Annotated in this window: 13 protein-coding genes; all 13 read right to left on the reverse strand. The window is 64.5% G+C overall.

Going from position 1 to position 14426, the window contains the following annotated elements; all coding sequences use genetic code 11:
* Nucleotides 1-11 precede the first annotated feature (11 nt).
* The 13 genes from ACGLHT_RS08725 to pedF all read right to left on the reverse strand — a co-directional run bounded on the left by ACGLHT_RS08725 (nt 12) and on the right by pedF (nt 14265).
* On the reverse strand, nt 12-218 hold the full coding sequence (locus ACGLHT_RS08725; protein ID WP_025339545.1) for a DUF1656 domain-containing protein: 207 nt from the start codon (nt 216-218) through the stop codon (nt 12-14).
* On the reverse strand, nt 208-2361 hold the full coding sequence (locus ACGLHT_RS08730; RefSeq protein ID WP_274119974.1) for an FUSC family protein: 2154 nt from the start codon (nt 2359-2361) through the stop codon (nt 208-210). Before ACGLHT_RS08730 ends, ACGLHT_RS08725 begins: the two co-directional genes overlap by 11 nt.
* 272 nt (nt 2362-2633) lie before the next feature.
* Nucleotides 2634-3254 carry an isochorismate family cysteine hydrolase YcaC gene (ycaC, locus tag ACGLHT_RS08735; protein WP_046613875.1) on the reverse strand — a complete coding sequence of 207 codons (621 nt, stop codon included), beginning with the start codon at nt 3252-3254 and terminating at the stop codon, nt 2634-2636.
* Nucleotides 3255-3617: 363 nt separating this feature from the next.
* Nucleotides 3618-5345 carry a NahK/ErcS family hybrid sensor histidine kinase/response regulator gene (locus ACGLHT_RS08740; RefSeq protein WP_137164251.1) on the reverse strand — a complete coding sequence of 576 codons (1728 nt, stop codon included), beginning with the start codon at nt 5343-5345 and terminating at the stop codon, nt 3618-3620.
* A complete protein-coding gene (gene ercA, locus ACGLHT_RS08745) occupies nt 5329-6492 on the reverse strand; it encodes an alcohol dehydrogenase-like regulatory protein ErcA (protein WP_025339550.1) in 1164 nt (387 codons plus the stop codon). The genes ACGLHT_RS08740 and ercA overlap by 17 nt, the downstream gene beginning before the upstream one ends.
* An 89-nt stretch (nt 6493-6581) precedes the next feature.
* Nucleotides 6582-6854 (reverse strand): pyrroloquinoline quinone biosynthesis peptide chaperone PqqD, encoded by a 273-nt coding sequence (gene pqqD, locus ACGLHT_RS08750; RefSeq protein WP_025339551.1) that lies wholly within the window; start codon nt 6852-6854, stop codon nt 6582-6584.
* A 52-nt stretch (nt 6855-6906) separates the two neighbouring features.
* Nucleotides 6907-6978, reverse strand: a complete 72-nt coding sequence (gene pqqA / locus ACGLHT_RS08755; protein ID WP_003253598.1) for a pyrroloquinoline quinone precursor peptide PqqA — start codon at nt 6976-6978, stop codon at nt 6907-6909.
* 287 nt (nt 6979-7265) lie between these two features.
* Entirely contained in the window at nt 7266-8786 is a 1521-nt protein-coding gene (locus ACGLHT_RS08760) for an aldehyde dehydrogenase family protein (RefSeq protein ID WP_025339552.1), read from the reverse strand.
* A 164-nt stretch (nt 8787-8950) separates the two neighbouring features.
* Complete coding sequence (pedH, locus tag ACGLHT_RS08765; RefSeq protein WP_025339553.1) at nt 8951-10735, reverse strand: PQQ-dependent alcohol dehydrogenase PedH; 1785 nt, start codon at nt 10733-10735, stop codon at nt 8951-8953.
* Between the two features lie 268 nt (nt 10736-11003).
* Nucleotides 11004-11936, reverse strand: a complete 933-nt coding sequence (locus tag ACGLHT_RS08770) for a quinoprotein relay system zinc metallohydrolase 1 (RefSeq protein WP_274119975.1) — start codon at nt 11934-11936, stop codon at nt 11004-11006.
* A 40-nt stretch (nt 11937-11976) separates the two neighbouring features.
* The gene (locus ACGLHT_RS08775; protein ID WP_274078468.1) at nt 11977-12744 is read right to left on the reverse strand and encodes a quinoprotein dehydrogenase-associated SoxYZ-like carrier; all 768 of its coding nucleotides are present in this window, start codon (nt 12742-12744) and stop codon (nt 11977-11979) included.
* A 178-nt stretch (nt 12745-12922) separates the two neighbouring features.
* Nucleotides 12923-13798 carry an ABC transporter substrate-binding protein gene (locus tag ACGLHT_RS08780; RefSeq protein ID WP_274119976.1) on the reverse strand — a complete coding sequence of 292 codons (876 nt, stop codon included), beginning with the start codon at nt 13796-13798 and terminating at the stop codon, nt 12923-12925.
* Between the two features lie 5 nt (nt 13799-13803).
* On the reverse strand, nt 13804-14265 hold the full coding sequence (pedF, locus tag ACGLHT_RS08785) for a cytochrome c-550 PedF (protein WP_013972175.1): 462 nt from the start codon (nt 14263-14265) through the stop codon (nt 13804-13806).
* Nucleotides 14266-14426: the final 161 nt, after the last annotated feature.

Raw genomic sequence — 14426 nt, forward strand, 5'->3', positions numbered from 1 at the left:
CACAGGCATATTCAGGCACTCGCTCCCATCGACAACACCAGCGCCGCGCAGATCGCGGCATACAAGGCGCCCTGCAACAGCGCCGGGTGCCACACACGCGCCAGCACGCCACTGCGCCGCAACAGGGCGTCCAGCACCAGAAACAACGGCAACCCCAGCAACAACGCCTGGGCAATCGGCGGCAGGTAGACCCCGCCAAACTCGAAATCAACGGGCATAGGCGCCCTCCTCCTCAGGCAACGTCTGCGCTGCCAGCACCAGTCGATAGCGCTGCAGCAACTGGCCGGCAACCGATAGCGCGACCCGCAGGATGAACAACTGCCGCAGCGTCTCGCGGCCCGCCTCGGCGTGTGCCTGGTGCAGCGCATCCAGGGTTTCGGCAAGCTCGGCCAGCTCGCGCAACAGCCCGTCCACATCCACCCGCCGGCGTGCACCGATCAGATTCGCCATCTCCTGCAACCCTAGGCGCAAACGCGCCCTCGTGCCTTCAGGCAACACCGTGAGGTTGACGCACTGGGCATGCGCCTGGCCCAGCGCAATGGCCAGCGCCGGGCACACCAGGCTGCAATCGAACAGTTCCCGGGAGCGCGCATCAGTGGCGGCGGGCAACAGGCCGATCATCGCCGAAAGGCGGTCCAGCATGCGGCTCTCGAAATCGAACTGACGCGCCACGCTGGCAGGTGCCGTCACGTACTCATGCACATCCTCGCGGGTCTGGCGGAACAGCCGGGCCATGCGCTTTTGCGGGTTGAACGGGAACACCAGGGCGAACACCACCATCGCCAGCCCGCCAGCCGCCGCATAGCCACCGGCAAACTCGAACCACTGCATGGCACTGTTGTGGTAGGCGCCGACATTCTGCGGCCCGATCATCAACAGGCTGATCAACCCGATGCCCATGCCGATGCCCGCGGTCATGGGGCTGGCCAGGCCAACGGCCGCCAGGTACAGCAACGGCACCAGGCACACGGCAAGCATTTCGAAATCGGTGAACATCGGCAGCAGGGCAAACTGGTACACGGCGGACAACAGCAGCGCGACCAGCAGGCCACGGTTGTAGTTCTGGCTGGCCAGCAACGGCCGCGGCAGCGTCGCCATCAGCGAGCACATGACCCCGATCAGGATCACCCCGGAACGCGCGCCGTCCCAGGCCGTTTCGATCCACAACCAACCGGCGAGAAACAGCGCCAGGAACGCCCGCACGGCGTTCATGCCGGCCAGGCGGAAGTCCAGATGCAGCGCGCTGGCCTGCCCCTGGGCATGGGGGCAACTGGCGCCCCTGCCCTGCTGGATCGCCTCGTTGAGCTCGATCAGTTCGTTCAGCTGCTGCAGCAGGCGCGCCTGCTCCCAGCGCAGGGCCCAGGCCAGCGAGCGCATGCGCGGGGGCAAGGGCTCGTCGAGAAACTCGACCCGGTCAGCGGCGGCGTCGAAGCGCTGGTACAGGTGGTGGATCGCTTCGCGGCGCTGCGCCGACAACTTCACGCCGTCACGGGCCAGTGCCTCCAGGTTGTCCAGTTCGTCCTGGCGCAACAGCTGGATTTCGTCTGGCAACGGCCCTTGCCAGTGCTGCTTGATCAACTCGCGCTGTTGGCGCAATACCAGCAGGCGCGACACCAGCAGCACCAGTTGGTTGGCCAGCAGCTGCACCAGCCCATCGGCGTTGCGCAGGTGCGGCGCATCGAAATAGAGATGGCGGCGCAGGCCTTCCAGCGCACTGATCTCGCTGATCAATTGCGCCTGCCGCTGGTGCAGCGCGGCTTCGTCCTCTTCGCTGCGCACCACCTCGGCGGCGTGCCGGGCGATCAGCTTGACCAGGCTATCGACCTTGCTGAAGTAGCCCTGCGCCACTGCCTGTGGGCGCGCGCTCAACAAACTGACCACGGCCACGCAGGCCACCGCCAGCAGGGTTTCGGTCAACCGGATGATGGCCAGCAGGAGGATGCCGTCCGGTTCCGGCACGGCCAGCATCGCGACCACCACAGCGGTAAACCCGCTGAGGACGAAGGCATGCGAGTCTGTATAGCGCAGCAGCGTGCCGCCCGCCGTGCAGAACGCCAGCCACAGGGCCAGGCAGACGATGAAAGGCATTGGCGCCTGGGGGAACAAGGCCATGATCACCACCGCCATGGCCGCCCCCGCTGCGGTGCCCAGTACCTGGGCGAAACTGCGCTTGAGGGTCATGCCGGCCAACGGCAGGCTGATGATGATCACGGTCATCAGCGCCCACTTCGGTTGTTCCAGGTCGAAGATGAACGCCAGGTAGAGGCACAACAGGCCTGCAACGATGGTACGCAGCGCGAAGAACAGCACCCCACGGCCAGGGTTCAAGGCCATCTTGAAATAGGAAATCAGTGGAGCCATCCGGCACCTCGGGACACGGCCAGGGAGCCGCGCATGGGCGCATGGCATTCCGGGCCGGGTTGATTCATGAGCTGGAGGCGTCTCTACGCATCCGCGAGCACACTCACATTACCGTTCAAGTGCGCGAGTCGAGCAACCGTAAGATATATAAGCAGATTAACTGACGACAGGTTGGGTACCGCCCTGCTCGAGGCGCAGGTACCGGCGGCACAAAACTGACGTGTGACACAAGCGATCGGGGAGCCATGCACGCGCATGGCTCCCCGGCCGGATTACTTCGACAGCTTGCTGAAGCTGGTCATCAGGTTGCGGTAGTCCGGGATGTGGTTGGAGAACAGCGTGCCCAGGCCTTCGATGTCGTTGCGCCAGTCGCGGTGCAGCTCGCAGGCCACGCCGAACCAGGTCATCAGCTGCGCACCGGCGGCTTCCATCCGGCGCCAGGCCGAATCACGAGTCAGTTCGTTGAAGGTACCGGAGGCATCGGTGACCACGAACACATCGAAGCCTTCTTCCAGGGCCGACAGCGCCGGGAAGGCCACGCAAACCTCGGTCACCACACCGGCGATGATCAGCTGCTTCTTGCCGGTGGCCTTGACCGCCTTGACGAAGTCTTCGTTGTCCCAGGCATTGATGTTGCCCGGGCGCGCGATGTACGGCGCGTCAGGGAACTGCTCCTTGAGTTCGGGCACCAGCGGGCCATTTGGGCCGTTCTCGAAGCTGGTGGTGAGGATGGTCGGCAACTTGAAGTACTTGGCCAGGTCCGACAGGGCCAGCACATTGTTCTTGAAACGGTCGGGTTCGATATCCCTTACCAAAGAGAGCAAACCCGTCTGGTGATCCACCAGCAGTACGGCGGCGTTGTTCTTGTCCAGTCGCTTGTATTGAAAGGCCATGATGTTTTCCTTACTCGGGTTGGATGCGTTTGGTATGACTTCGCCCAAACAATGGCGCCCCGGTAAGATAACCAGCCAGGCAGAGCCGTGACAGGCTGGCATCCGCAACACAGAGTCCCATTTCGGGAACAGCCACCTGGCACTGCGCGCCCCCCTGTAGGAGCAGCACAAGGCTGCTCTCATAGAACTGCACATGACTCATTGAATTAGCAGGGCCCTTGTGGGAGCGGCTTTAGCCGCGAACACCGGCGCAGCCGGTGCCATGCACCGCGTTGGATTCTTCGCGGCTAAAGCCGCTCCCACAGGGTTCGAGGATCGCTTGCGAATTCAGTTATCTGTCGCGCAAGGCCGTGAGTTGAGGCTTCAGCCCAGCAACTGGCTCAACACCGCACGCAACTTCCCCGGTTTGACGGGCTTGTTCAACAACGGCGCACCGAGCTTGTTCAAGGAGCGTCGGCATTGATCGCTGCGGTCGGCAGTGATGATCACCGCGGGAATGGCGACGCCGAAATGTTCACGCAAGTGCCTGACCACCTCGCAGCCGACAACACCGTGGTCCAGGTGAAAGTCCGCCAGGATCAATTCCGGTGCCCGCTCCTGCAAGGCCACCAAGGCCCCGGCCTGGTCGGTCGCGGTAACCACCTCGCAGCCCCACTGCCCGAGCAGCGCGCCCATGCTCTCGAGGATGCTCACTTCGTTGTCCAGTACCAGCAGGCGGCGGCCCGGCAACGGGTTGCCGGCGCCCGGCTGCGGCGCGGCCTGGTGGATAGGCAACGGCATGGCTTCGCCGATCGGCACGTCGATGCTGAACATCGAGCCACGCCCCGGCCACGAACGCACCTCGATGCGGTAGCCGAGAATCTTGGCGATCCGCTCGACGATGGCCAGCCCCAGGCCCACGCCCTTGCGGTCAGCGGCGCGGCCAACGTCCAGTTGGTTGAACTCGAGGAAAATGGCCTGCAGCCGATCCGCCGCGATGCCCCGCCCGGTATCCCACACCTCCAGGCGCAAGTGATCGCCGCGGCGCCTGGCCCCCAGCAGGATCCTGCCCTCGTCGGTATAACGGCAGGCGTTGCTGAGAAAGTTGCGCAGGATACGCGTCATCAGCCGCAGGTCGGTACTGATGGCGTAGTCGCCAATGCGCGCGCGCAGCTTCAGGCCTGCCGCATCGGCCACCGTGCGAAACTCCGAGACCAGTGGCCCGAACAGTTCGTCGAGGCGGTACAGCGCCACGTCCGGCTTGACCGCCGCCTGGTCGAGCCGGGAAATGTCCAGCAGGTCGGTCAGCAGGTCTTCGGCGCCCTCCAGGGCCTGGTGGGTACGCTCCACCAGCACCTTTTCTGCTTCTGGCAGTGGCCTTTCGCGCAAGGTCGAGATCAGCAGCCGCGCGGCATTCAGCGGTTGCAGCAGGTCATGGCTGGCGGCAGCGAGGTACTTGTCCTTGCTGCGGTTGGCGGTTTCCGCGGCGTCGCGTGCATCGCGCAGGGCGCGGGCAATCTGTTTGCGCTCGGCGATCTGCTGTTGCAGGTTGCGGTTGGCCTCCAGCAGTTCATCGGTGCGGGCGGCCACCCGTTGCTCGAGTTCGTCATTCAGTTGCTGCAGGCGCTGCTGGGCCAGCTTGCGTTCGGTGATGTCGGCGACAAACCCTTCCACCAGCCCTTCCTGGCCTGGCTTGAGCAACAGGTTCATCAGCACATCGAGGTGGCTGCCATCCTTGCGCCGCAAGCGGGTTTCATAGCCGTGCAGGCTGCGTTCACGGGCGAGGGTCGCGGTGATGGCGTGCAACTCTTCGGCCCCGCCGACAAACAGGTTGTCGGCAAGGTCGGTCAGCGGAAACAGCAACGCTTGCGGGTTGTCGTAACCCAGCATGCGTGCCAACGCCGGGTTGGCGGCACGCATGCCGTCTTGCAGGCTGGCCTGGAAAATCCCGTGCACGGCGTTTTCGAACAGCCACTTGTAGCGGTTGCGTTCGGCCTCCAGTTCGTCCAGGCGCGCCGCCAGCTCCGGGTAATGGCTCTTGCGCGCCGAGTGGTCGCCCAGCCCCAGCAGCCCGGCCAGCGCCCGTTGCTGCTCGTCAGAGGGCCTCGCCATAGACCACCTCGACATCACGCTGGCTCGACGCACGCGGGTTGGTGAGGATGCACGGGTCGTCCATCGCATGTTGCGACAGGAACGGGATATCGGCCGTGCGCACCCCGTGCAGGCCCAAGGTTTCGTGGAAGCCGATGGCATGCTTCAGGGCGATCAGGTGCTCCACCAGGCGCGCGCAGATCTGCCGGTGGTTGAGGCCGCGGCAGTCGATACCCAGCACTTCGGCAATCACCTTGAAACGCTCCGGTGCCGAGCTGTAGTTGAACGCCACCACGTGCTCCACCAGCACCGCATTGCACAGGCCATGCGGCAGGTCGAGGAACCCGCCCAGGCTGTGCGACATGGCGTGGACCGCACCCAGGATCGCATTGGAAAACGCCAGCCCCGCCTGCATGCTGCCCAGCATGATCTTCTCGCGCAGGGCGATATCGGTGGGGTTGGCGATCATTTCCACCAGGTTGCCGTTGATCAGGCGCATGGCCTCCAGCGCATGGGGGTCGGTCAGCGGGCCGTGGCCGGTGGAAACGAAGGCTTCGATGGCATGCACCAGCGCATCGATACCGGTACAGGCCGACAGGAACGGGTCCATGCTCAGGGTGGTTTGCGGGTCGATCAGCGACACGTCCGGCACCACCGCCTTGCTGACGATGGAGAACTTCATGCGCTCCTGCTGGTTGGAAATGATCACGAACTGCGACACGTCCGCCGAAGTGCCGGCCGTGGTCGGGATCAGGATCAGCGGCGGGCTGGGCACGCGGATCATGTCCACGCCTTCGAATTCGAGGATGCTGCGCCCGTGGGCGACCACGATGCCGATGGCCTTGCCGCAATCCATCGGGCTGCCGCCGCCGACCGCGACAATCACATCACAGTGGTTTTGCCGGTAGATCTCGGCACCGAGCATCACCTCTTCGACCCGTGGGTTGGGTGATACGGCGCTGTACAGGCAGTAGTCGATGCCCTGGGCCTGCAGGCTGGCCTCCACGTCCGCCACCCAACCGGCGGCAATCACACCGGGGTCGCTGACCACCAGCACCTTGCGCGCACCGAAGGTCTTGGCGTAATTGGCGACATTGTGCCGGCAGCCGGCACCAAAGATGATCTCGGGCGAAACGAACTTGCGAAGCGGGCTGAAACTCTGGCTCATCGGGAAGCCTGTTCTTATTGTTCTGGAAGGTAACCGCCAGCGTAAAGCATCCCGTAGCGAAAGCAACCAGACCAAAGCGTGACCATGGCTCATTCGATCCAGTACTTGGCACGGGCCACCTCCAGGAACGCCAGGATGTCCTCGTCGAGCCCCGGCACACCAGGGAAGCGCTGTGCCAGGCGGTCGATGACAGCCGCCACGCTGCGCTGGCCGTCCAGCAACTCGAGCACCCAGCCGGCACTAGCATTGAGCTCGATGATGCCCTCGGGGTACAGCAGCACATGACACGCCTGGCGCGGCTCCCAGCGCAGGCGAAAGCCCTTGCGCAAGGCCAGGGCTTGTTCACGATCGATCAGGTTCACAACAGGCTTGCTCAATGAAGACCCGGCCATCGCGGTGATGGCCGGACAGGCATCAACGATTGGCGAAGTACATCGTCACTTCGAAGCCGATGCGCAGGTCGGTAAAGGCGGGTTTAGTCCACATGGGGCATTCCTCTTCTTGGTGCCGGGCGATTCCGGTAGAGGCATTAATGCACGAGGAGCGGCGGGGCCGAATGCTACTTTGGGACAGGTTTGCGGGGTGCGTTGGTAGGGGGAGCAAAAAAAACTCAAAAGCTTGCGCGATACCTGTAGGAGCGGCCTTGCGTCGCGAAAGGGCTGCAAGGCAGCCCCAGGTTTTCAGCCATGCGGCACAGATTGCTGGGGCCGCCATGCGGCCCTTTCGCGACGCAAGGCCGCTCCTACAGGTATCGCGTCAAGCTGATCCTTGGTTTAGAAGAAGCCCAACGGGTTGATGTCGTAGCTCACCAGCAGGTTCTTGGTCTGCTGGTAGTGATCGAGCATCATCTTGTGCGTCTCGCGGCCCACCCCGGACTTCTTGTAGCCACCGAACGCGGCATGCGCCGGGTACAGGTGGTAGCAGTTGGTCCACACACGCCCGGCCTTGATCCCACGGCCCATGCGGTAGGCACGGTTGATGTCACGGGTCCACAGCCCTGCACCCAGGCCAAACTCGCTGTCGTTGGCGATCGCCAGGGCTTCGGCTTCGTCCTTGAAGGTGGTCACGCCCACCACCGGGCCGAAGATCTCCTCCTGGAACACGCGCATCTTGTTGTTGCCCTTGAGCAAGGTCGGCTGGATGTAGTAACCGCTGGCCAGGTCGCCGTCGAGCCGTTCGGCAGCGCCACCGGTGAGCAACTGCGCGCCCTCCTCCCGGGCAACCTGCAGGTAGGAAAGGATCTTGTCGTATTGCTGCTCCGAGGCCTGGGCACCGACCATGGTCGCGGTGTCCAGCGGGTTGCCACGGGTAATCCTGGCGATCTTCTTCATCACCTCGGCCATGAACGGCTCGTAGATCGACTCCTGGATCAGCGCCCGCGACGGGCAGGTACACACTTCGCCCTGGTTGAAGAACGCCAGCACCAGGCCTTCGGCTGCCTTTTCGATGAACGCGGGCTCGGCCTGCATGATGTCTTCGAAGAAGATGTTCGGCGACTTGCCGCCCAGTTCGACGGTGGACGGGATGATGTTCTCGGCCGCGCACTTCATGATGTGCGAGCCCACCGGGGTGGAACCGGTGAAGGCGATCTTGGCGATGCGCTTGCTGGTGGCCAGGGCTTCGCCGGCTTCACGGCCAAAGCCCTGGACGATGTTCAGCACGCCTGCCGGCAGCAGGTCGGCGATCAGCTCGGCGAAAATGGTGATCGACAGTGGCGTCTGCTCAGCCGGCTTGAGCACCACGCAGTTGCCGGCGGCCAGGGCCGGGGCGAGCTTCCAGGCGGCCATCAGCAGCGGGAAGTTCCACGGGATGATTTGCCCGACCACGCCCAGCGGCTCGTGGATATGGTAGGCCACGGTGCCTTCGTTGATCTCGGCGGCGCCGCCTTCCTGGGCGCGGATGCAGCCGGCGAAATAGCGGAAGTGGTCCGCCGCCAGCGGCACGTCGGCGTTGAGGGTTTCGCGCACGGCCTTGCCGTTGTCCCAGCTTTCGGTAACGGCCAGTACTTCGAGGTTCTGTTCGATGCGGTCGGCAATCTTCAGCAGCACCAGGGCGCGGTCCTGCACCGAGGTCTTGCCCCAGGCCTCGGCAGCGGCATGCGCGGCGTCCAGGGCCTGCTCGATGTCCTGGGCGCCGGAGCGCGGGAACTCGGCAATCGGCTGGCCGTTGACCGGCGAGCTGTTGGTGAAGTATTGGCCACCCAGCGGCGGCACGAATTCACCGTTGATGAAGTTGCCGTAGCGTGGCTTGAAGGACACGATGGCGCCTGGGGTTCCGGGTTGTGCGTAGATCATGCTGAGCCTCTGCGGGGGTCGATGCCTGTCCGGCGACAGGCGATGGACCGATGGTAAAAAGCCCCGCCTGCCGGGCGAATGCATCGTTGGCAGCGGGGCTCTCGTCATTTGGTAGTAGGGCCGCCTGCCGCAGGGTCTGCTGCAGCAAGCGGCAGGTTATCGGCTTAGCGACTGGCGCTTGCCGTTTGCAGCTGCTTGGGCAGCTTGAAGGTCCAGAGCATGCCGCCCTGGTTGAAGTCCTTGACCCGCTTGGCCACTTCGCCGCCCCACAGCGGCACCGCACCGCCCCAGCCGGAAACCACCGAAACGTACTGTTCGCCGTCCATTTCCCAGGTCACTGGCGAGCCGAGCACGCCGGAGCCGGTTTGGAACTCCCAGACCTTGTCGCCGGTCTTGGCGTTGAACGCCTGCAGGAAGCCTTCCGGCGTGCCGGTGAACACCAGGTTGCCCTTGGTGGTCAGCACCCCGCCCCACAGCGGCGCGAAGTTCTTGTGGCGCCACACTTCCTTGCCGCTGACCGGGTCGATGGCGCGCAGCACGCCGATGTAGTCTTCGTTGAGCGGCTTGATGGTGAAGCCGGCGCCAAGGAACGCCGCGCCCTTCTTGTAGGCGATGCCTTCGTTCCAGATGTCCATGCCCCACTCGTTGGACGGCACGTAGAACAGCCCGGTGTCCTTGTTGTAGGCCATCGGCATCCAGTTCTTGGCACCGAGGAACGCCGGCGCCACGAACACCGAGCTGCCCTTGGCCTCGCTACCCGGCGCCCCCGGCCGGCTGGCCTCGTTGTAGATCGGCCGGCCGTCCTTGTCCAGGCCGGTGGCCCAGGTGATCTTGTCGACGAAGGGGAAGCCGCGGATGAACTTGCCGTTGGTGCGGTCCAGCACGTAGAAGAAGCCGTTGCGGTCAGCGGTGGCGGCGGCCTTGACCTCCTTGCCGCCGTCCTTGTAGTTGAACGAGATCAGCTCGTTGACGCCGTCGAAGTCCCAGCCGTCGTGCGGCGTGCTCTGGAAGTGCCACTTGATGGTGCCATCGTCGGGGTTCAGGGCCAGGCGCGACGAGGAATACAGGTTGTCGCCCGGGCGCAGGTGCGAGTTCCACGGTGCCGGGTTGCCGGTGCCGAACAGGATCAGGTTGGTTTCCGGGTCGTAGTAGCCGCCCAGCCAAGGCGCCGCACCACCGGTCTTCCACAGGTCGCCGGGCCAGGTCTTGCCCGCCTCGCCGCCGGAAATGCCATTCTCGATCGCCTTGCCGTCCTTGTACACGTAGCCCATGTGCCCCTCCACGGTCGGGCGCATCCACAGCAGCTCGCCGTTTTCCGGGTTGTAGGCCTGGATCTTGCCCACCACGCCAAACTCGCCGCCGGCAACGCCGGTGATCAGCTTGCCGTTGACGATCATTGGCGCGGCGCTGATGGAGTAGCCTTCCTTGTGGTCGGCCACCTTCTTGCTCCATACCACCTTGCCAGTGTCCTTGTTCAGCGCCACCAGCTTGGCATCGAGGGTGCCGAAGAACACCAGGTTGCCGTACAGCGCCACGCCGCGGTTGATCACGTCGCAGCACGGGCGGATGTCATCGGGCAGGCGCGCATCGTATTGCCACAGCTTCTTGCCGGTACGGGCGTCCACGGCGAACACCCGCGAGTAGGAGCCGGTCAGGTACATCACCCCGTCCTTGACCAGCGGCTGGGCCTGCTGGCCGCGCTGCTTCTCACCACCGAAAGAAAACGCCCAGACCGGCCGCAGGTCCTTGACGTTGTCGGTATTGAGCAGGTTCAGCGGGCTGTAGCGCTGGCCCTGCACGCCCAGGCCATTGGTCACGATCTGCTGCGGGTTCTTCGGGTCCTGGAGAATTTCTTCATTGCTGACAGCGGCGTGGGCTGCACCGGCAAGCAGCATGGCGCTGAGCACCAGGCTCAAGGCGAACACGGGACGACGTGTGGATCGGGTCATGACGGCTACCTTTGGTTTTTTTGTTGTATCCGGGAAAACTTCCCGGTGTGTCGGGAATTCTTGGTCCCGACCTGCTTGCCAACAATTGCCCGCAGTGCGGAGTTTTCTAGTTCCTTGGTATCAGTGAACCTGCGCGGTCCCCTGTAGGAGCGGCCTTGTGTCGCGAAAGGGGCGCGAAGCGGCCCCAGGATTTGTGCCCATGGCTGAAATTGCCGGGGGCTGCCTTGCAGCCCTTTCGCGACACAAGGCCGCTCCTACAGGGACCGTGTCAGCCCTTGCTGTCGACGCGCCGCAGCTGTTGGCGTTCGTAGCGGGGGTACAGGTGGCTGACACTGCGAATCAGCTCGTATCGGGTCAGGCTGATACCGGCAAACCGCTCGGGTATCGGGCTGCGGATCATCTCGGCCATGTCATCGCCATGCGCTGCGCCATCACGCATCAGCCCATCCAGCCAGCTCAGGTAATCACGCATCTGCGCAAACGGCCGGGCATCGCTGGCCAGCGGGCCGTGACCGGGTACCAGCTGCTTCCAGGGCAGCGCTTGCAAGGTGTCCAGGTCCTTCAGCCACACCTCCAGCCCCGGGCTGTTGGGCGTGGTCAATGCGCGCTCGTGGAACACCAGGTCGCCAGCGAACAGCACGCCGGTGTTTTCATCCAGAATCGCCAGGTCGGCACCGGTATGCCCGCCCAGCGCCAGCAGCCGCAGGCGGTGGCCACCCACCTCATGAATACCCGGCTCCAGCACCCGGGTCGGCAGCACCACCTCGGTACCGCGCATCCAGTCGCCGACCAGGCGGTACATGTTCTCGGCCATGGCCTCGCCCTGCTGGCGCAACAGCTCGCCGGTACCGGCCAGGGCGCCGATGGGCACATCGGCAAAGGCCTGGTTGCCCAGCACATGGTCAGGGTGATGATGGGTCAGCAGCACTTCGACCACCGGCTTGTCGGTGGTGGCGGCAATGGCCTGGCGCAAGGCTTCGCCGTAGCGTTTCGACGGCCCGCTGTCGATCACCACCACCCCGTTGTCGGTGACGATGAACGCGGTGTTGACGATATTGCCGCCGTTGTCCTTGGCGAAATTGTCGGTGCTGCCCTCCAGCAGCCAGGTGCCCTCGGCGATCTGCCGGGGCTTGAGCCGATAGTCCAGGTCTGCCCAGGCCGGCAGGCCCAGGCACAGCAGCAACAGCAGAATGCAACGCATGACGGGCGCCTCTGGTCAGGGATGGAGTCGGGCAAGGCGTTCAGGGCACTGCCGCCTCGAACTGGTTGCCGCTGTTGTCCTGCAACACCAACCGGGTCGGCCCGGGGCCCTGGATGTCGAAGCCCAGGTTGGGGTTTTCGCTGACCGCCGGGTACAGTTCCAGGCTGGCCAGGCGCTGGCCGTCCGCGCCTTGCAGCTCGGCATGGTTGAGGAAGAATTCGGGAATGCCGCTGACCAGGCCGTTGTCCATCGGGTGGGCCACCTGCAGGCGCAAGCGGCTGCTGTCGCCGCGCGGGTAGCGCCCGCCCAGGACTTCACCGAGGTGCTCCTCCCAGCCGGGCTGGGTACGTACCACGCTGGGCGCGGTACAACCGCCGCCAGCGGCGTCGATCAGGGCCGAGCCGACATGCCACACGCCGTCGCGCGTCAGCACCGCAGCGCGCAGTGGTGTGGCCTGCTCGATGCGGATGCGGATCGACAACCAGGGCAGCACGCGCTCGCCGGGCTGGAAGTCGATAATGCGCGGCAGCGGGTTGAGTTCTGCCCAGGCGAGAATCCGCACCACCTCGCCGCTGAACGCCCGGGCGTCGATCTCCAGCGGCACCTGGCGGGCGTCCTCGGCAAACGGCGGCGCCAGCAGCTTGACCCGGTCATCGAACACGAATGCGGCCTGGCCCAGCAACTGCTTGTGGTAGAAGTCCCACATCACCGACGGCACCGGGTCCTTGTGGTTACTCGGCTCGCTGGCCTGGGCCTGTGCGGCCCAGGGCATCCAGCAGGCCAGCAGCAAAGTTGCTCGCCAGTTCATCGCCCACTCCTTTTGATCAACGCAAACCTGGCTGACAGTGCACGGTCCTTGTGGGAGCGGGTTCACCCGCGAACACCGGCGAAGCCGGTGCCATATACCGCGTCGCATTCTTCGCGGGTGAACCCGCTCCCACAGGGGGATGTGTTGCTTTTACAAACTCACAAGCCTGCGAAGCTTGTTACTGATACATTTCCGGCACCTGGTAACGCAGGCCGTAACTGGCATAAATCGCCTTCATCCGCCCATCACGAATCAACCCCTCAAGTGCCTCCTCCAGCGCATAGGCCAGCTGCCGGTTGCTTTCATGCACCGCCATGCCGATCTCCCAGGCCTGCTTGCCAAGGTTCGGGTAGGCGTTTTCCGCCAGGGCCAGCTGCGGGTCGGCGGCTTGATGCAGTTGCCAGTCAACTTCGCCGCGCATCGCCATCACCGCGTCCACCTGGCCGGCCTGCATGGCGCCGAAAGCTTGCTGCACATTGGGGTAATGATGGGTCCTGGCGCTGAGCATGCCGTTGAACACGGAAGTCAGGTAGAACGACGGCACGCTGTCCACCTCGACCCCGATAGGGTGCTGCCGGAACACCGCGACACTGGCCACCGAGGCCAGGCGGCGGCGATCGTAGGCGACCTGCCAGCGCTCCTCCTGATAGGGGCCGAACATCACCACCTGGGCGTTTTCCAGCTCGCCCACCTCGTTGCGCCGCTGCGCGTAGGCATGGTCGTACGGCACCCGCATCATCAGGTCGGCCAGCTGCTGGTGGCGCAGCGGGCTGCCACGCCAGATGTAGTCGCGCAGATCGTCGTCGAGCTTCTCCCCAGGTGGCGCCCAGATCAGCTGCAAACGCACCCCCAACGCCGTGGCCAGGGCCTGCGCCAGTTCCACGTCGACACCGCGCGGCTGGCCGTGGTCCTCGAAGCTATAGGGCGCAAAGTCCTTGTACACCGCCACCTTCAGTTCACCAGCGGCGATGATCGCGTCGTAGCTGCGCACCTGCGCCTGCGCCGCCGCGCAACACAGCAGCAGGCCGCTCAACAGCACCGCCAACAGACGCATGGCCGTCACTCCTCGACGTGCACGCTGTCCAGGTAGGTGCGCACCGCCCACAGGGCTTCCTGGCTCAGGTAGTCGGCCATTTTCGGCATGTACACCCGGCCGTCGCGGACCGCACCGTGGCGTACCCGCTCGACGAACCATTCATCCCCCGCCTCGCCGGCATCGAGCATGCGCAAATCCGGGGCGATGCCCCCGGACTTGGCCTCCAGGCCATGGCAGGCGGCGCAGTTCTGGTTGTAGGCCGAGGCACCGATTTCCACGGCCTTGTCATGCTCGGGAGAGCTGCGGTACGGGTTGACCGCCGCCCAGCCATCGCCGTCCAGGGTTACGCCAGCGTCCTTGATCGGGGTCAGGCCCTTGGTTTCCACGGCCTGGGGCACCACATTGCCATGTGCCCAGGCAGTGCCGGTCAGCACTGCACTGGCAAGCAGCCCGGCAGCCAGCAAGACGTTGCGTTTTGTTGTCATTTTTATGCCCTCACGATTGCACGCAAGGCCTCAACCACAGAGGCCGTGTCGCCATCTTAGAAACAGCCCGCAGGCGGCCGAATGCTGCTTTGGTGGCCGCGCCTTACTCCCTTGGTAGTAGGGCTTGTGGCGAAGGGCCAAATGAGGTGCCCTGCGGGAAC

The sequence above is a fragment of the Pseudomonas sp. PsB genome (assembly GCF_043658375.1).
Classification (GTDB): Bacteria; Pseudomonadota; Gammaproteobacteria; order Pseudomonadales; family Pseudomonadaceae; genus Aquipseudomonas; species Aquipseudomonas putida_Z.